Below are 19,730 nucleotides of genomic sequence, written 5' to 3'. Positions count from 1 at the left end.
TTTTAAGAAATGAAAATATTTAAAATATCTATTATAGCCGCAGCCCTGTTAACGTCTTTCAGCAGCTGCAAAGATTTTCTAGACGTTGAGCCAGGCAATTCCGTTGATGCAGGAACAGCACTCAATGGAGCCAGTGATGCCCGGAATAGGATCAATGGACTAAGCAGACTGATTGCTTCTTCAAGTTATTACGGTCGAAATTTCGAACTGTATGGAGAGGTCAAAGGTGGCGATCTAACGGTTTATTCCCAAGGAAGAGGGCTTGATCAACTGTATTCATTTAATCAAGATGCAGAAACAAACAACTTTTCAGGCTTCTGGTCACAGATTTATTATTGTATCGCCCAGACAAATGACGTATTAGAAAAAATTGACCAAGTAGCTACAGATTCCAAAGCGCAATATACAAATGCGCAGGGGCAGTTACTTACCCTACGGGCCTTATTTTATTTTGACCTCGTTCGTTTATATGGAAAATCATATACACAGGACAAAGCTTCTCGAGGGGTTCCCATCGTTATCAGTCCGGCATCCTATAACAATAAACCAGCCAGAGCAACTGTAGCGGAAGTATATACCCAGATCCTAAAAGATCTCAAAACCGGCCAGGAGCTGCTTGGAGCAAATAAAGCTATTGACAATGGGTATATCAATTATTATGCGAACTTAGCCATACAAAGCAGGGTTTATTTGACAATGGCAGATTATGAAAATGCTTATTCAAAAGCAAATGAGGTGATCACAAGCGGTACCTATAAATTGTATGAAAATGAGAAATGGGCATCTTCCTGGGCGAGCATGTATGGCACAGAATCTATCTATGAACTCGGTATTAACGAAGGTGAGGCTGACTTAGGTACAGCAAGCTTGGGTTATTACCTGATGCGGAGAACAGGTGGACAGGGCGGAATGTTCTACGCAAGTGATTATTACCTCAATCGCATGAAAGAAGATAACAGCGATGTGCGCTGGGCAATTTTGGGAAGAGACGAAAGTTCGGCAACACGCATGGGTGCCGTTTATAAAAATCTAGGTAGTGTAAATACCAATACCTCCTTACCACTCAATTCACTTGGGGACAAAGGAAACACAAATAATACGGCTGTGAATATCAAGGTAATCAGGCTTTCTGAAATTTACCTCATCGCCGCGGAAGCAGCATTAAAAAAGCCAAGTGCAGATCCTGCAAAATCGGCAGAACTATTAAATGCCATCAGCAAACGCGCTCCGAACCGTCCTGCATTCTCTTCAGCCACTGTCAACGAAGATGCCATCCTTAATGAAAAAAGCAAAGAGCTGTTCGGTGAAGGGCATCGGTACTGGGATATGATCCGGCTCAATAAGAAAATCACATTCAATGATGACTTTCAGGGATTAACGATCAAAACGCGTCCGAAGGAAATTGACCGAACTTTTGATAAAGCGATCTTGCCTATCCCACAATCTGAGATTAATGCCAATCCAACGTTGAAAGACCAGCAGAACCCCGGGTACTAGATTAAATACATTCAAAAAGGCCACTATAATTGGCCTTTTTGAATGTATTTAATTAGCTTGATAAAGTTTATTTTTACAATTTTGCTCAGCTAAATTAACCGTTAGATCCAATAAGTAACCATTGATTAATGCAAATCGAATTCCATCTTCCGAGCCGATAAAAAAGTCAGCTTGATCTCCTGGGAAGGTACTGCCCGCACATTGAAAATCAACATCTGTTAAGATCTGAATAGGAAAAGCATGCATTAGTGCACCCTTGGGCCTATCAGAAATCCGTAACGCCCCATAGCCCTGTTTCAACAACTCAATCACAATGGGCAAAGTTAATTCCGCCAATGAAAATATCCGATCTGTATACATTTTTGCGGGAATAAATCGGAGTCCTTCGACATCCATATCGGTATATCCATAGAAATCCTGCAAATCACCGATATCCTCAATCACTCCTTCTACGTAATAGTCGTTCGCAACCGTTTTTTCATTTTGTCGAATAGCCACATCCACCAACATCCTTTTACCATTTTTTTCGATGGATAAGTTTCGAATCAAAACATCATGAAGCTTTTCATCATTAAAAGGAATAGCGTTGTAATCTGCAATATCATGTACCAGATAGGATCCCGAAGCGATTTCCTGAAAGGCGTATAAGAGCGCAATGAAATTATATTTTCGCACTTCCAGTTTCTCAGGATCACCAGCATAGGCTCCTGACTCAATCAGAATGGTACGCGCACCCCATTTTTGAAAATTGTCTCCAAAACCACGCGGGGTATGTTCATCATCATATTTCGCGACAGCATTTGGTATAAATTGTAGCAATATCTTATTTATACCCACGATTACCCGCATGGCATCTGCCCGAACTACATTCACACTCCTCGCATAGTCGTAGGCTGGCGCCAGCAAAGAAATCGTTACGGGTGTGGCTGTGCCGGGAATATTGTAGTAATTATTCTGATTATGGAGATTAAAAGCAAAGTCTGGCTTTAATTGCATCGCCTGCGCTTTCAGTAGGGCCCCTTCTACAGTTGCAAGCGAGCGCGCATCCCGATTCATATCCACATTCATGGCCGTCCGCCGCTGATAACGCTCAGCGCCATCTGGGTTCAGCATCGGAATAAAGTATAAGGTCAATTTCTCGGCGATCTCCTTTCGTAAGGTATCAAAGCCATCCGCCCCACCATTTAAGAAATTAAACAGATCAAATAGCGCCATTGTTGCCGTGGGTTCGTCCCCATGCATCTGCGACCATAATAAAACCTTTATCTCCCCTTGCCCATATTTCAATCTAAAAATCGAACGTTCCTCCACTGACTGTCCAATTTCTTCAACAGTAAATTGCTTACTGCTCTCTTTTCCTTGCAAAAGTGGCAAGATATCAGCATGTTTAAATCGTCTATGCTGCAAAGCCTTTTCTTCATATAAAGAAAAGGCTTTGAGAAAATCTTCTTTTACTAAATTCATCTTAATCTTTTAAGGCTGCCTCAAGTAAGGTAATCGTTCCTTGCGATGCATCCATTCTCACCTTTACACCTACCGGAAGGATAAATTGATCTGCAATATGCCCAATGACAGCGCCGCTATAAGCAGGTACCTTTAAGGGCCTGATATAATCATTGAACAGCTGATCCAATGTCACAGAACCATAGCCTCCCGACGGCTTACAATTGGTGCATTTCCCAAAAATAAAACCTTTGATCACCGCTAATATCCCTGCATTTTTTAGCTGGCAAAACATACGGTCAACGCGTTCCATATCTTCGTCCACCTCCTCAATAAAAAGGATCTTATCTTTAAAGTCGGGTAGATAAGGCGAACCACACAATCCGGTCAAGACGGTCATATTACCACCGAGCAGTACACCATCGACAGTACCCGTAGAAATTGTTGCAATACGGTCTTTAGTCTGTACAATATTATCCCCCTTTGATTTAGGGTTTTCAAATACCGCAGGTTTATTCGCTACAAATTGCGCATTAAATGCATCGGCGAGCTTCTTTGTCCATGTGCTTATACCGACCGCACCATGGAAAGCAACAAGTCCGGTTTTCGCATACAAAGCCAGAATTAACGCCGTTATGTCCGAATAGCCCAACAAAATCTTAGGATTTTGGGCGATCATCTTATAATCAAGCCTGTCCAGAAGCCGGGAAGTTCCCGAGCCTCCCCTTACACAGACTATTGCTTTGACAGTCTTATCAGCAAACATATCATGTATATCGGCAATACGCTCCTGATCTGTCCCCGCCAAATTGCCATAACGGCTACGGATATGTTTTCCTTCTTTCACTTTAAAACCCAATGCTTCAAAGATCTCGCGAGCGATAACAATTGATTCCTCATCGTCCAATACGCCTGCGGGAGTTATCAATCCGATCGTATCCCCGAGCTGCAGCTTCTTTGCCAGCAAAGTAACCGGTCCTGCTAAATCTGCCACGGTTTCTGTAACGCGCCCAGCCCCCAATACCGGAATGGCCAATGCGCCCAAAGCAATTGATTTTATAAAAGTCCTCTTTTCCATATTACCCCAACTTACCTATTGAACAACAGACGCTCACCGGCCCCCTGCTCAATGATTTGTCCTTTGGAAAACGCGACTTTACCCGATACGATGGTATGCTCGATCGTTGAACTGAACGTATGTCCTTCAAATGGTGACCATCCGCATTTAGAAAGGATATTTTCTTTTGAAACGCGATATGGTTTATTTAGGTCTACAAGCACTAGATCCGCCCAATAACCTTCACGGATATAACCGCGATCTTCGACCTGAAATAATGTTGCCGTATTATGTGCTGACTTTTGAACCAATTGTTCTAAGGTCATTTTACCCGCTTTAACCATATCCAATAATGCTTGTAAAGCATGTTGGACTAGAGGGCCACCACTTGGAGCTGAGCTGTAAGGCTGCATTTTTTCTTCGATCGTATGCGGCGCGTGATCTGTTGCAATCACGTCAATATGCCCATCCAATACCGCTTTAAGAATATGATCGCGATCATTGGCCGTTTTAACAGCCGGATTCCACTTAATAAAATTTCCCTTTGCCGTGTAATCCTGATCAGAAAACCAAAGGTGATGGATACATGCTTCGGCCGTGATTTTCTTGTCCTTTAATGGAATATCATTCCGAAATAGCTCAATCTCCTTTGCTGTTGATATATGTAAAATATGTAATCTTGTATCATGTTTTTTAGCCAGTTCCACAGCCTTGGATGAAGACAAATAACAAGCTTCCGCAGAGCGGATCAACGGATGCATCTCAATCTTCAATCCATCCTCACCGTATTTTTCCTTGAATGCTACCAGGTTGGCCTTGATCGTTGCTTCGTCCTCACAGTGTGTCGCAATTAATGTGGGAGCGTTGGCAAAAATACCTTCTAATGCTTTCTCATTATCCACCAGCATATTTCCAGTGGATGATCCCATAAATATCTTAATACCGCAGACATCACGTGGATTGGTTTTCAAGACCTCTTCCAGATTATCGTTAGCTGCTCCCATAAAGAAGGAATAGTTGGCTAATGCATTCTTTGCTGCAATATCATATTTATCCTGAAGCAGTTGCTGTGTCAAGGTATTGGGAACCGTATTCGGCATCTCCATGAATGAGGTTGTCCCACCTGCAACTGCAGCGCGACTTTCATGCCATATATCTGCTTTATAATTCAATCCGGGCTCCCTAAAGTGAACCTGATCGTCAATTAATCCCGGAAACAGATGTAGCCCCTCAGCATTGATTTCCTGATCCGCAGGATGATTAATCTCCTGTGCGATCATTTCGATTCGACCATTACTGATATATACATCAGCAGCCTCAACTTTACCTTCGTTAACAAGTTGCGCAGATTTTATAAGAATAGATGACATGTTGATCTCTTTACTTTGGTATCTGTCAAAAGTAAAGATTTGTTGCCGTGATATCAAGTTATCTGCTCAAAGAGTTGTTTAAATAAGGCGACAAAAAGCAGAGAACACCCATCCTTATGCCTAACGGATCGTAGGCGTAACTGCTTTTACTAAAAGAAGCACAAAGAATCTTGGCTGGAAATAAAAAAGAGGCCTAAGCCTCTTCTATTATTCTTTATCAAATTTGTACCCCACTCCTTTTACAGTGGTCACATAATCGTCGCCTATTTTTTCACGGAGCTTCCGAATATGCACATCTATTGTACGGTTGGTGACAACCACTGAGTCTTCCCAGATACTTTTTAGGATCTGTTCTCTTGTGAAAACTTTATTGGGTTTGGATGCCAACAAGTAGAGTAATTCAAACTCTTTTTTAGCAAGCACAATCTTTTGCTCTCCTTTGTAGACTAAGAAGGAATCTCTGTCTATAACCAGATCCGCAATCTCGATTTTATCTTGTGCTGAAGAATCAGACTCCTCCGACGTATTTCTTCTTAATATCGCATTGATACGGCTCATCAGCGCTCTCGGCTTAATTGGCTTAGCGATATAATCATCCGCTCCAACATGAAATCCGGCAATTTCCGAATATTCTTCGCTTCTGGCTGTCAAAAACACCATAAAGGTGCTTTTGAATTCAGGCATCGCGCGCATGATGCGACAAGCTTCAATACCGTCCATCTTAGGCATCATCACATCCAAGATGATCAGATCGGGGTTTACTTGCTTGGCAACTTGTATTGCCTCTTCCCCATTTTGCGCTGTAGAGACCTGATAACCTTCACGATTTAAGTTGAATGCAATTAAATCCAAGATATCCTTTTCGTCATCAACAATTAAAATCTTTTGTTTCGAAGAACTCATTTGTCTTATTTTTTTGCTAAAATATGAACAAAATGATAACAATCGGTTAATCTAATGTTACCAAATTATTAAGTAATATTTCAATTAACAATAACACATTGATTACTTAATTGTTTTCTTCAGAAAATCGGCCAACTCCTCGCCACGCAGGTTCTTTGCAACGATAATACCGTTGGGATCGAGGATATACGATGTTGGCAGAGCCTTCACACGATAGTCTATTACGATCGGCGAACTCCAGGCTTTTAAATCGGATACATGAGTCCAGGTCAGCTTATCATCTGTAATAGCCCGCATCCACGAACCCGGATTATCGTCAAATGAAACAGATAAAATATCGAAGCCTTTGGTATGGTAAGCATTATATAATCTGACAAGGTTTGGATTTTCCTGACGGCAAGGCATACACCACGAAGCCCAAAAGTCAACCAAAGTATACTTCCCTTTGAAACTGGATAGTTTCACTTCTTTGTTAGTAGGTGTAAAGGAGATCAATTCCGGTGCTGGTTGACCAATAGCCATTTTCTTCAGTTTTTGGGTTTCCTCCTTAAACTGCGTCACATATCTGTTTTCCGTAAATTCATTTTTAATTTTATCTGCATAAGCTATAATTTCTGCTTCTGCTACTTCAGGATCCAATGTTGAGATGGCGTAAAATCCAGCCAGATCATGATGTTTACTGGAAAAATCAACTGCTTTACTAGTATAATTACGAAGTTCATCCGCAAATTTGGCTTTATATTCTGCACGAAGTTTTTCTATTTCGTCAGCAGTCGAATTCGCCGTTAGTTTGGAAAAGACAGCTTGAAGAGAATCTTGCACATGATCGCGATGGTTTCGTTCCTTAGCAAATGGTTGTATCGTTTTCGACAATTCAGATCCATCAACAAGATAATCGTTGACGTCCTTATGCAAATCTGCTTTAAATGAAATTGTCTCACCCGGAGAAGCGATCAGGTCATAACGATTTTTACCAACACGTAATGACAACAGCCTAGATTGACTGGCCTGACGTACAAACTGAAATTTGTTATTGTCGCCAAAAAACATAGAATCCAGCTTGGTATCCCCTTCGTACAAGGAGACAACTTTTATATTACCGGGGTTTTCTATATTTCCTTCGATGGTAAACTGCTCTTTATTCTGGCAACCAAACATCAATCCAACCACTCCAACTACTAAAAAAATTGCCTTTTTCATCTGTATATCGTTTTGTGAGCGCTCCACGTCCATCTATAACTAGATGTTAATTGCACTCGGTTTCCTTTTAAATTGAAGAAATTATCCTATTTATTACTCTCTTCCCTTGTGATTATTCATTCATAAATTGCTCTTCAGTCAAATTTATGACCTCTTCACACTCGGTTGGGATAAATAGGATAGTTTTATATCATAGAATTTTCGGAGAGACTTCCGATAAGCTTGAAACTTATTCAAGTAAGTATCCCAAGTCTCCGATCTAAATACGCAAATTTAACTTAAAAATTCCTTCGCACGCTCAATGGCTGTTTTTAATCCCGCAGAATTTTTCCCCCCTGCTGTCGCAAAGAAAGGTTGCCCGCCGCCCCCGCCTTGGATATCTTTTGCCAGATCACGGACAATATTGCTTGCATTTAAACCTTTTTCTTTTGCTAGATCATCTGAAATAACAACAGTTAGACTTGGTTTCCCATCGAATTCTGCTCCAATAACTAAGAACAAATTATTGACAGCTCCCTTTACAGCATAGGCTAACGTTTTAACTGCTTCTGCATTGGGGAGATCAACCACTGTCGATAAAAAGTTGATACCACCAACCTGCTCGATTTTTGCTTCCAGATCCGATTTCAACGCCAAGGATTTCTCGGTAATGCTTTTCTCAATTTCTTTTTTCAGGGCACCATTTTCGTCGATGATCTTACCTAAGGCTGATACAAAGTCCTTTGGATTATTCATGAGTTCTTTTAAATGATGTACCAATTCAAAATGCTCACGAATTACCGCAGCTGAACGCGTCCCGGTAATCGCTTCAATACGACGTACTCCCGCAGCAACAGCCGATTCAGAAACAATCTTAAAGAATCCGATCTGCCCCGTTGCTTTCACATGGGTCCCGCCGCACAACTCTTTGGAGAATTGATCTTCAAAAGTAATCACACGAACAAAATCACCGTATTTCTCACCAAACAATGCCGTAACACCTGAATCCAAAGCTTGCTGATAAGGTATATTACGTTCTTCTTTTAATGGAATATTTTCACGGATTTTAGCATTCACGATATCTTCCACCTGTTTGATCTCATCTTCACTCATCTTTGCAAAGTGAGAAATATCAAAACGTAAAATATCAGCATTGACCAATGAACCTTTTTGATTTACATGCGTACCTAACACCTGTTTTAGTGCAGCATGCAATAAGTGGGTTGCGGAGTGATTATTTTCGGTATCCATTCGTTTGGTTCTGTCAACCTCTGCGATAAAGGTCCCGTTCAGATTCAATGGCAACTTATTGGTAAAATGGACGAAGATTCCATTTTCCTTTTTTGTATCCGTAATGTAGATCTTTTCGCCTGTTTCTTCCGAAATCAATTCACCGGAATCACCTACCTGACCTCCTCCTTCTGCATAAAATGGACTGACAGAAAGTACCAGTTGGTATTGCTCCTTATTTTTTGCGACAACTTTACGGTATTTTACGACTTCTGTCTTTGCTGTCAATGTATCGTAACCTACAAATTCGAAGCCTTCGTCGTCATTAACGACAACCCAGTCACCGGTATCTATCGCTGTGGCCGCACGGGAGCGATCTTTTTGAATTTGAAGCGCCTGTTTAAAACCGTCCATATCGACAGACAATCCTTTCTCGCGCGCTAATAATTCAGTTAGATCGATCGGAAAACCGTAAGTATCGTATAATTCGAACGCAAAGTCACCATTAATAAGTGTATGATCTTCCACGTAATTTTCAAAACGTTGTACACCAGTGGACAAGGTTCTTAAAAATGAAACCTCTTCTTCTAAGATTACTTTTTGCACAAAATCCTGCTGTTGGATCAATTCATCAAATACACCATGGAATTGTGCCGCCAGTACAGGGACAAGCTCATGAATAAATGGCGTTTTAAATCCTAAAAATGTATAAGCATAGCGCACCGCACGACGTAATATACGGCGGATCACATATCCCGCTTTATTATTAGAGGGCAATTGTCCATCCGCTATCGCAAAACTAACGGCACGGATATGATCAGATACCACACGCATTGCAATATCACTTTTTTCGTCTACGCCATATTTTATCCCCGATTTCGCTGCGATAAAATCAATGGTCGGTGTAAAGACATCTGTATCATAATTTGAGGTTTTACCTTGAATACATCTGACAAGGCGCTCAAAGCCCATCCCTGTATCCACGTGTTTCGCGGGTAAAGATTGGAGCGATCCGTCTTTCAGGCGATTAAATTGCATAAAGACCAAATTCCAGATTTCGATCACCTGTGGATGGTCTGCGTTGACTAGGCTCTGTCCTGAAACCTGTGCACGTTCTTCCGCATTCCGCATATCAAAATGGATTTCAGAACAAGGTCCGCAAGGACCGGTTTCTCCCATTTCCCAGAAATTATCCTTTTTGTTGCCAAGCAAGATACGATCTTCGGCTATCCACTGCTTCCAAAAATCGAATGCTTCCATATCCCTGTCCAAACCTTCACTTGCGTCGCCTTCAAAAATGGTCACATATAAACGATCCTTGTCGAGTTTATAGACTTCGGTCAATAGCTCCCAGGCCCAAGCAATAGCTTCTTTCTTAAAGTAATCGCCAAAGCTCCAGTTTCCCAACATCTCGAATAAGGTATGGTGGTAGGTATCTATACCAACTTCCTCTAAATCATTATGCTTACCTGAAACACGTAAACAACGCTGCGTGTCTGCAACACGTGGAAATTTAATTGGTGCTTCCCCTAAGAATAAATCCTTAAACTGGTTCATCCCTGCATTAGTAAACATCAATGTGGGATCATTTTTTACAACTACTGGTGCTGAAGGTACTATCTGGTGCCCTTTGCTTTTAAAAAAGTCTAAAAAGGCTTGACGAATTTCTCTACTTGTCATTTAATTATCTAAAAATATGTGCAAACTTACTCAAAATTGGTCTGTTATGCAATGTAGAATACGAGATAATAACCTTGATTCAGCGTTTTTAACAGCCTATCACCTCCATAGGAAATTGACTTTTCTAACAAAAAGATCAGGACTTAAGATTCAGGTGGACAGGATTATTCTATTTTCAAGATGACAGTAATCACAATTATGCATTAAATGCAACATTTTAAAAGCATTAAATGTTATTCAACTTTGTATCATCATAATCAAATCCAATACGTTTAACAATAAAAACATTTTGACTAATAGTCATTCACAATTGCATTTGTTTTATTACATTTGATAGGGATAAGGGGTCTCAACAACGATTCTTTTGAATAGCTCCCCTATAAAGAATTAGAAATTTAAGATAAGATAGCGCAGATAAAATTCCTTCCAATGAAAAAAAACATTCTACTACCTGTAGATTTTTCGGCACATGCTAACAATGCGGTAAATTACGCTGTGGATCTGGCAACCCAAAAAGGATACAGCATCCACCTCTACCACAATTACACCTCAGCTTCGGCTGTATTCGAGGAGGAAACAGGTTCCACAGGTAAACGAAGCCCCATATTTAAAGCTGATATTCTGATTAAGAATCTTGCCGAGCAGATCACATCCACGCATACTGCTCTTGAGGTTACGACCCAATGTGAGCGCGGCATGATCACAGAAACTTTACCTGACATCGCTACTCCAGATCGCTTTGATTTCGTGATCATGGGCACAAAAGGCATTACAAATGATGATAGTCAACTTATCGGCAGCACAACCTATGTGATCAGCAAAAAATCAAAAATACCTGTTTTAGCCATCCCCACAGAAGTTTCATTTGAACAACTTGACAAAGTGGGTTTATTGTCAAATTTCAAGGAAGAAGAAGTACAGACGGTTCAGGATTTTGTCAATATCATGGGCAAAGATTTTGAATTAAAACTGATGCATGTCCATTATGACCATTCTTCAGAAAACCGGATTGAAGACAAGTTGGAAGTGTGGAAATATAAAATCAAAAAATATATCGGCGTCACCAACATTGCTATTGAAGTAGACTCAATACAAGGAGATGTTGAAGACCTGGACACCGTACCTGAGGTTATCAACGAAATGATCCATGCTGAAAAGATCAAGATATTATTGGTGACCCGTTCGCGAAAATCGTTTTTTGAACGTGCTTTCACCCGATCAGTGGCAAAAGCTTTGTTTAGCCATCCTTTAGTTCCAATATTTTTTACCAAAGCATAATTAAGTATATCGCTATGTCTAAATTATTAATACCCGTAGATTTTTCCGAAAATGCTCGAATTGCAGCGGACTATGCTGCTCAGATCGCGCAGGAAACACATGATGAAATTACACTCTTCCATTCCTTCACTTCACATATCAATAAATTTGCAAATGCGAAGCATTTAGTAGACCCTACTGAAGAAGAAGCACATCGTAGCATGGAAAAACTTGTCGCTGAACTTCTACAAAAATATCCTTCGATAAAAATTTCTACGTTGTTTACGAACGGGATTTTAGCAGAATCTTTGGAAAAACAAGAGATAAAAGATAGCTATCGGACTGTGATTATGGGAACAAAAGGAGTCACCGGACTTGAATCTGTACTAATCGGAAGCAACACTTATGACGTTATTAAAGAGTCAAAAATCCCCGTATTAGCGATCCCAAAAAATGCCGTAAAATTAAAAAAAGATAACATTGCATTACTGACTAATTTTAAGCCCGGTGAGCTTGAAGTGCTTAAGCAAGCGATTCCTTTATATGGAAAAAACTTTCATTTACAGCTTATCCACATCAACAAAAGAGAACTGGAAATCAATATATTAGGTCAAAATCTCGAAAAATGGATTGAACAGATTATTGCTGAAACAGGCATTGAAGACATTTCATATATTGTCAAGGCGCCGAGCTATTTCGCCGGTTCACGAGAGAACATCGCGAACGGAATACATACGATTATCAGAGATGAAGATATTGATGTGATTTTGATTACAAAAAGTAGGAAAACTTTTTTTCAAAACATTTTTACTGAAAATATTGTTAAGCACATGGCTTTTGAAATTGAGGTACCAAATTTTTTCGGTCGAGTAGATTGACCAAATAATTTTTGGCAAATTTATTGCAAGAGTAGTCAATGAGTTAATTTAACAAGAATTTTATAGTAGAAAATTTTACAAGAGCACATTATGAAAATTAGCCTTAAAAAATCAGGATTACTAATAGCGGCGGGAATTATCTCGACCGCGTCCTTTGCACAAAACGCAAAACAGTCATCAATTGAAGGCACGACTCCATTTGGTCCAGCAACACAATACAGGACTTGGTCCATCGGTGTAGGCGCCGGTGTAACCAGCTTGCAGAACATTGCTAAATTCAATAATGGTGGTTATGACAAACTGGACTGGAACCTAGGTTACAGTGCCTATATCAAAAAACAAATCTCACCTTCATTCGGAATCAAGGCAACTTATTTTGGTGGAAAAACATCAGGCTTTGTCGCTAGCGATAAACAAGAAGGCTTTGAAACCAAAACACCTTGGTCAGTAGCTTTGTCTGGAGAGTTTATTGCAGCCAACACAAATTGGCGATTTTTCAATAGCTTCATTAAACCTTATGCATCCATTGGTGTTGGAGTAATGAATGCGGAGACAGCTGCAATTGCTGGCGGAAATCGGGGTGAATATGGTGAATCCTATTCTAAAATTTACGTACCGGCAGACTTCGGTTTCAAATTTGCCGTTGCCAAAGGAATCAACTTCGAATTAGGTTACCAATTGAACTGGGCGAACCAACGCTTCGATAATAAAGTTGGACCAACTCAACAATATAAGAACGATTTGTTCACCTACGCCCATGCAGGTCTAGAGTTTGCTTTGGGTAGCGGTAGCAAACCAGCACTGAACAACTCAAATCCTGTAGCGACATTAGTTAATGACTACACGGTCAAATACGATGATTTGAAAGCGCAAAATGATGCTTTAAATGCTAAAAATCAAGCTTTGCAAAGTCAATTGGATGGTTTAAGCAGTGATTTGAAAGATGATGATGGTGATGGTGTAGCAAACAAATACGACAAATGCCCGGGAACACCTTCTGGGGTACAAGTTGATGGATCTGGCTGCCCAATTGTCGTGAAAAACGAGACTAAAGTTGTTGAAAAGGTTGTTGTTACAGAAGCTGACAGAAAAGTTGTTGCTGATGCGATCAAAAACTTGGAGTTCGATTTGAGTAAAGCAACGATCCGTCCTACTTCTTACGCAACACTAAACCGAGTAGCGGCATTGTTGATCGAGAAAAACTTCAGCTTGAAATTAGCGGGCCACACCGATAACACAGGTTCTCGTGAATTGAATATGCGCTTATCCAAAGAGCGTGCTGAATCAGTGAAAGCTTACTTGGTATCACAAGGCGCAAATGCTTCACGTATCGAAGCAACAGGTTATGGTCCTGACCAACCAATTGCATCCAATAAGAATGCTGCTGGTCGTCAACAAAACCGTCGCGTAGAGTTTACACTTTATTAATAGCTAATAAATTACACAAAATAAAATGGTATTTTTCAATAAAATACCATTTTATTTACCTTTTGTCATATTTAAACTACAAACCGATTAGGAATTTAATTTTTAACCTATTACTTTTGCCTCGGTTTATACAAACAAATTCTATGAAACTAAATTTACAATTAGCACTTGCTTTTGCAACTGCAGGCTTATTCGCCAATTCCGCTTTTGCTCAAAATGCAAAAGTAGCATCGATAGAAGGAACGACTCCTTTCGGTTCAGCTACGCAATACAGAACGTGGTCTATCGGTATCGGTGCAGGTGTAACAAACCAAACCAACATAGCAGGTTTCAACCGTGCAGGATACGAAGATTTAGCTTGGAACTTAGGTTACAGTGCTTACATCAAAAAGCAAATTTCTCCTTCATTTGGCATTAAGGCAAGTTATTTCGGTGGTAAAACTGGCGGCGCATTTTTAGCTAAAACAGCAGATCAATCATTCGAAGCAAAAACTCCTTGGTCGGCTGCTTTATCCGGAGAATTCCTAGCTGCTAATACAAACTGGAGATTTTTCAACAGTTTCATCAAACCGTATGCTTCAATCGGTGTCGGGGTAATGAATAGCAAAACAACATTAACAACCGGTACTACTTCAGTAGAAGCGGATGGCATCTCTAAAATCTATGTACCATTGGATATGGGATTGAAATTTGCTGTTGCTAAAGGAATTAATTTCGAATTGGGCTACCAATTAAACTGGGTTAACCAAAACTTCGACGGTATTCAGGGAGGTCAATATAAAAACGATTTGTTTACTTATATCCACGGTGGTCTAGAGTTTGCTTTGGGTAGCGGTAGCAAACCAGCATTGAACAACTCAAATCCTGTAGCGACATTAGTCAATGACTATACATTGAAATACGACGATTTAAAAGCTCAGAATGATGCATTAAATGCTAAAAACCAAGCTTTACAAAGTCAATTGGATGGTTTGAACAGTGATTTGAAAGATGATGATGGTGATGGTGTCGCAAACAAATACGACAAATGTCCAGGCACTCCTTCCGGAGTACAGGTCGATGGATCAGGTTGTCCGATTGTCGTGAAAAACGAAACTAAAGTTGTTGAGAAAGTTGTTGTTACAGAAGCCGACAGAAAAGTTGTTGCTGATGCAATCAAAAACTTAGAGTTCGATTTGAGCAAATCTACTATTCGTCCTACGTCTTATGCAACATTGAACAAAGTTGCTGAATTATTGATCGAGAAAAACTTTAGCTTGAAATTAGCTGGTCACACCGATAACACAGGTTCACGCGAATTGAATATGCGTCTATCCAAAGAGCGTGCTGAGTCAGTGAAAGCTTACTTGGTATCCCAAGGTGCAAACGCTTCACGTATCGAAGCAACAGGATATGGTCCTGACCAACCAATTGCATCCAATAAAAATGCTGCTGGTCGTCAACAAAACCGTCGCGTAGAGTTTACGCTCTATTAATCGATATCCTTCGATCTATACAGTTCAAAAGGCATCATCTAACAGTGGTGCCTTTTTTTATGGAATCAACAGTCCAAATCCGATATTTCTATTGTGTTTAAAGTAAATAAACATTTGAACAACAAAAAGATAACACCGATAAAACTTACATTATCCGTATTTTTATTAAGCTAAGATCTTAAAAAATGCGTACACCACAAACTCTTGTTTTGACCCTATTTTCGTTGATTTTTTTCGCCTGTGAAAAAGACCCGCCTCTGAACGAACCGGGCTCAAATGAAACGATTAATCAATGGACATTGAAGCAGATGCGACAATACTACTATTGGAATGATAAAATCAGCGAAAAAAACGATTATCAACAAGCTCCAGATCTATTTTTCAAAAGAATTTTATTTCAAGGCGACCATTACTCGAGCATATTGCAGACACTTAACAGTGACACCTATGGCAATACATTGACGAACACCTTTGGATTTGATATTGTACAACTAAAGGCCGCAACCGGAACGATTCAATTAGTCACCCAGGTGGTTCCCTCCAGCGAAGGGGATTTAATGGGACTCAAACGGGGAGACAGCATAACCCACATCAATAACGAGCCCATTGATAACAGCAACCTGAAATCGCTACTAAACAAATCTTTGCTTTTACCGGCGATGCAATTGACGCGAAACGATGGCAAAATATTTCATCTGCCCGCTTCCTACATTTCGCAGCCCGTCCTCTATACCAACAAACTCGTCTCCTCCTCCCCCACGGTAGGCTATATGTTTTTAAGTCAATTTGACTTTAGTGGAGCTTATTCATTATTGAAAGCAGTTCAAAATTTCAAGTCTCAACGGGTACAGGAACTTATTGTCGATTTACGTTACAACCCCGGCGGACAGGTTGCTTTCGCGTCATTTTGTGCGCTCTTATTGGCAGACATCAAGGAAAACGACATTTTTGCCAAATACCAAGGCAACAAAAATCTCAAAAATAGAGAAGACAGCTTTGCATCAGCCCTGCAAGGGCAGCCAGATGGCTATTCATTTATGGCAACAGAAATTTTAAAGCAAGGTTTACATTTAAAAAGAATCTATATGCTCACAGGACCGAATACGGCATCTGCATCCGAAATGTTAGTTAATGGATTAAAACCCTATATACAGGTTGTTCAGGTTGGCGACAAAACCTATGGAAAGGATATGGCCTCGACAACACTATCTACCCCCGAAGAAATTCATGGTACAGAACGAGCCTGGCATCTGATCCCGATGATCTATAAAATCTACAATAAAGCAGGACAGGGAGATTATGCCAATGGAATCATTCCGCAGCAGGTAATGAATGAGTTTGCATTTTCACCTTTGGTTCCAATAGGAGATAACAGAGATCCATTGATACAGGAGGTATTACGAACAATCGGCAATAAAAATACCGGCACCAAAAGCACTGCCAATAATATATCAGAAAAAAACAGCAATATAGTTTCCAAATATATGGGCAGTAGTTATCAGACAATACCTATTGAAGTGAGTGCACAACACCAGGCCGAAAAATAGCTTCGTCAGTGTGCGCAGGAATTTAATGAAGTAATGACCATACGGAGATCAGCCCCAGTTTGCCCGGTTTTGGCTAATTTGCGAAGAGAGCGGGACAAGATCTTGGAACGAATAGTCCGCTCCTTCGTTTCATAGTCCTGCACCAGTCCCTCCAATTGCTGCAATAATTCTCTATATTGTCTATACAGCTCATTCAGATCGGTAAATTCCCGACGCAATTTGTAAAGCACTTCCGAATCAACAACATGTTTCACATCTCCTTGGATTTCCAAGGAGATCGCCAATAGTTTTCGATGTTTTAAATCACTGATACCTCTCATGATGAATTAATGATAATTGATTTACCTATAACCTAATTATTGACTTCGTAGTATTTTCTTTAAATCTCCTATCTTTTTAACCAGATATTCTCCAAGCTATAGCCTATACCGCCAATTTCTGAAACTGCGTCAACATCTAAGTAAGTATCGGATTCTTTTTGGGGAAGATAAACAATGCCCACATCTACCAAAAAATTAAAAAATAAATAGACATTTTGTCCATCCACAAGGATTGGCTTTGAATCGCTATCCAAAACCTGCGCCTTTGCTACAAAAAGGGGATCGATTGGTATCTTGATAAATTCTTCGGGGATTTTATCCGATATCAACCCGGTAGTCAGGATCGGCGTTTCGTCATATTTGACCAAATCCATTCCCCAATTTTCATCATAAACAGGTTTCCCTTGATAAACTGCCAATCGAATCGGCTCGCCTTTTGGTGAAATCGTCTTGTTATAATTTAATATCTTTACCTGTATCACACCCGGAATCGGTTTTACATCATCCCCTAAAGGGTTCGGTCCAACAACCAAAGACGGATCAATAGGACTCTTACTATGTACACCAAAGGTATTTAATCCTGATTTGAGAGGTAGTCGTTGCTCTAGAACTACCTGACCATTGTTATTGTATGCAACGACCAATGAAGAATCAGCATCTTTATTGCGTATAAAAATAAAATTAGTATTGCTTGGATTAGCAACTTTTCCATCCACCGTTACTCTCTTTATATCCACCGACGCAGTGCTATAGGATCTAAAAGCAATACGTGCGATTTCATCCTGTACTTGAACAACCTCGCCTTTTTGACAGGAAGACAACATACATCCGATCCAAAGGGCAACAAAATATAGAAATATATTTTTAATCATATATAAAGAAATTAAAAAAGTGAGCCATAAAAATGGCTCACTCAACGAATAAATATTAATAAGTCTTTGGAGCAAATTGAGTCCAAGTAGCTGTCCAAGGAGCAGTTGTCGGATGGAAAGCACCGCTATAGGTAGTTGTTCCGTTACCATATGCTGGTGAAGTCGACAATGGTCTCAAGGAAACCGGATTAAATAAAGTAGCCGTAGGGTAAAAAATATTAACACCACCTGCTAACTTCAAATATGCTGCAGCATCATCTGAGATAAGAGATTGATTTCCTGTTGGAGTACCTCCGCTAAAATCAGCGACATAAGCATGTACAACGTTACCTGTGAATGTACCGGTCGCACCATCCTGAAATGCTACACCAGTAGAATAACCTGCGATAATGGAGTTTTGAATGTTATACTCTGTACCCCTTCTCCAACGGTTTCCAAATTTTAATTTCGACGCTGCTACTGTTTTATCCTTGATACCCAAGAATGTAAAATTCTTCAATACAGGGCGGGTTTTTGGCGTATGAGAATAAGGAGCCGTACCTTCGTTATCAGACTCCAGACCATTTGAATCCGAGCTACCACTAGAGGTGCTATTTGTTGAATTTGGATCCTTCAATGATAACCCATATTGAATTGTTCCTGTGTAGCCATGATCAAAGTCAAAATCATCGTCATCATTTGACAATGAAACTAGGTATTTTGCATTTACTGTACCTCCAAAGAATTCGAATCCATCATCTTTACCCCATGATACTTGGATATTCTCTAAAGTAGTGCCGCTACCGACACCGCCTAAAGTTAACCCATTAATCTCATTGTTATCATTCAAGTTATAACCTGCAAATTCAATCCGAACATATTTCAATGAACCTGAATTGTCAGCGGGAACAGAACCTCCATAAGACACATCAGTTCCTATTGGCTGTGGCAATCCTTCTATTTTTGTTGTCGCAGGTTGGTTTGTTGTTGCTGAGCCTAATATGATCAATCCGCCAAAATCACCGGGATTGCGAGAACCCGATGCATTTGGAGAAGTAAATACGATTGGTGCAGCAGCAGTACCGTTAGCGATTAGCTTCGCCGTCTTTGGCACAACCAATACCCCCTTAATATCATGTGTTTTTCCAGAGACATTATCAGTATAGGCTTTGGTATTACCAGAAGTAATGTAGGTACCCGGTTCAATAGTCAAGGTAGCACCCGGTTTTACGAAAGCAACACCATCAATTTTCCATACTTTATCTGCAGATAAAGTTGTTACAGTAATAATACCATCAGCATCTGTTGGGATGGTTGCCTGAGGTTTGCTTGGTAAACCAGCATTTAAATCTGAATTTTGTCCTACGTTGTCTTTGTTACAAGACGCCAATGCGATTGCGCATACGCTTGCTAATGTTAAGATTTTTTTCATTTTGTGTTAAATAATTACTAGTTTTGCCATCACAAGATCATTTTTTAGACTATGCATCCTTATGGGATAGCATTTCATTAGGTTGCATAGTTGTTTTCAATCACCCGTTTCTATATTTTTCCTATTTTATTTCCCTGTTGTGCGACTTGGACAAACCCGGAACTTTTATTCAATATTGAAGGG

Annotated in this window: 15 protein-coding genes; 6 read left to right on the top strand and 9 right to left on the bottom strand. The window is 40.1% G+C overall.

Features of this window, described 5'->3' with window-relative positions; all coding sequences use genetic code 11:
* Positions 1 to 9 precede the first annotated feature (9 nt).
* Positions 10 to 1,497, top strand: a complete 1,488-nt coding sequence (locus HMAT_RS25185; protein ID WP_104385586.1) for a RagB/SusD family nutrient uptake outer membrane protein — start codon at positions 10 to 12, stop codon at positions 1,495 to 1,497.
* A 48-nt stretch (positions 1,498 to 1,545) separates the two neighbouring features.
* Here the strand turns inward: HMAT_RS25185 and HMAT_RS25180 are convergent, their stop codons facing one another.
* From HMAT_RS25180 to alaS, 6 genes are all read right to left on the bottom strand, one after another.
* The gene (locus HMAT_RS25180) at positions 1,546 to 2,961 is read right to left on the bottom strand and encodes a M14 family zinc carboxypeptidase (RefSeq protein ID WP_104385585.1); all 1,416 of its coding nucleotides are present in this window, start codon (positions 2,959 to 2,961) and stop codon (positions 1,546 to 1,548) included.
* A gap of 1 nt (position 2,962) precedes the next feature.
* Positions 2,963 to 4,018: an LD-carboxypeptidase gene (locus HMAT_RS25175; RefSeq protein WP_104385584.1), complete on the bottom strand. Its 1,056-nt coding sequence runs from the start codon at positions 4,016 to 4,018 to the stop codon at positions 2,963 to 2,965.
* An 11-nt stretch (positions 4,019 to 4,029) separates the two neighbouring features.
* A complete protein-coding gene (locus HMAT_RS25170) occupies positions 4,030 to 5,367 on the bottom strand; it encodes a dihydroorotase (protein ID WP_104385583.1) in 1,338 nt (445 codons plus the stop codon).
* Positions 5,368 to 5,574: 207 nt separating this feature from the next.
* Positions 5,575 to 6,270 (bottom strand): response regulator transcription factor, encoded by a 696-nt coding sequence (locus HMAT_RS25165; protein WP_104385582.1) that lies wholly within the window; start codon positions 6,268 to 6,270, stop codon positions 5,575 to 5,577.
* 102 nt (positions 6,271 to 6,372) lie between these two features.
* Positions 6,373 to 7,470, bottom strand: coding sequence for a redoxin domain-containing protein (locus HMAT_RS25160; protein WP_104385637.1), 1,098 nt, complete (start codon positions 7,468 to 7,470; stop codon positions 6,373 to 6,375).
* A gap of 273 nt (positions 7,471 to 7,743) precedes the next feature.
* On the bottom strand, positions 7,744 to 10,359 hold the full coding sequence (gene alaS, locus HMAT_RS25155) for an alanine--tRNA ligase (protein WP_104385581.1): 2,616 nt from the start codon (positions 10,357 to 10,359) through the stop codon (positions 7,744 to 7,746).
* A 429-nt stretch (positions 10,360 to 10,788) separates the two neighbouring features.
* Here alaS and HMAT_RS25150 point away from each other — a divergent pair, with 429 nt between their 5' ends.
* The 5 genes from HMAT_RS25150 (at position 10,789) to HMAT_RS25130 (ending at position 16,944) form a co-directional block, all read left to right on the top strand.
* Positions 10,789 to 11,637: a universal stress protein gene (locus tag HMAT_RS25150; protein ID WP_104385580.1), complete on the top strand. Its 849-nt coding sequence runs from the start codon at positions 10,789 to 10,791 to the stop codon at positions 11,635 to 11,637.
* Positions 11,638 to 11,651: 14 nt separating this feature from the next.
* Positions 11,652 to 12,494: a universal stress protein gene (locus tag HMAT_RS25145; protein ID WP_104385579.1), complete on the top strand. Its 843-nt coding sequence runs from the start codon at positions 11,652 to 11,654 to the stop codon at positions 12,492 to 12,494.
* A 90-nt stretch (positions 12,495 to 12,584) separates the two neighbouring features.
* The gene (locus HMAT_RS25140) at positions 12,585 to 13,922 is read left to right on the top strand and encodes an OmpA family protein (protein ID WP_104385578.1); all 1,338 of its coding nucleotides are present in this window, start codon (positions 12,585 to 12,587) and stop codon (positions 13,920 to 13,922) included.
* Positions 13,923 to 14,065: 143 nt separating this feature from the next.
* Complete coding sequence (locus HMAT_RS25135) at positions 14,066 to 15,397, top strand: OmpA family protein (RefSeq protein WP_104385577.1); 1,332 nt, start codon at positions 14,066 to 14,068, stop codon at positions 15,395 to 15,397.
* A gap of 185 nt (positions 15,398 to 15,582) precedes the next feature.
* Complete coding sequence (locus HMAT_RS25130; protein WP_104385576.1) at positions 15,583 to 16,944, top strand: S41 family peptidase; 1,362 nt, start codon at positions 15,583 to 15,585, stop codon at positions 16,942 to 16,944.
* Between the two features lie 5 nt (positions 16,945 to 16,949).
* On the opposite strand, the gene HMAT_RS25125 is transcribed toward HMAT_RS25130, so the two are convergent.
* From HMAT_RS25125 to HMAT_RS25115, 3 genes are all read right to left on the bottom strand, one after another.
* Positions 16,950 to 17,264 carry a hypothetical protein gene (locus HMAT_RS25125; protein ID WP_104385575.1) on the bottom strand — a complete coding sequence of 105 codons (315 nt, stop codon included), beginning with the start codon at positions 17,262 to 17,264 and terminating at the stop codon, positions 16,950 to 16,952.
* Between the two features lie 68 nt (positions 17,265 to 17,332).
* A complete protein-coding gene (locus HMAT_RS25120; protein ID WP_104385574.1) occupies positions 17,333 to 18,136 on the bottom strand; it encodes a hypothetical protein in 804 nt (267 codons plus the stop codon).
* Positions 18,137 to 18,191: 55 nt separating this feature from the next.
* The gene (locus HMAT_RS25115; protein WP_104385573.1) at positions 18,192 to 19,547 is read right to left on the bottom strand and encodes a hypothetical protein; all 1,356 of its coding nucleotides are present in this window, start codon (positions 19,545 to 19,547) and stop codon (positions 18,192 to 18,194) included.
* Positions 19,548 to 19,730: the final 183 nt, after the last annotated feature.

The organism is Sphingobacterium sp. HMA12 (genome assembly GCF_002933815.1).
Taxonomy (GTDB): Bacteria; Bacteroidota; Bacteroidia; order Sphingobacteriales; family Sphingobacteriaceae; genus Sphingobacterium.
The sequence above is the reverse complement of the archived record's forward strand: the minus strand, read 5'-3'. Positions and strand labels throughout refer to the sequence as shown.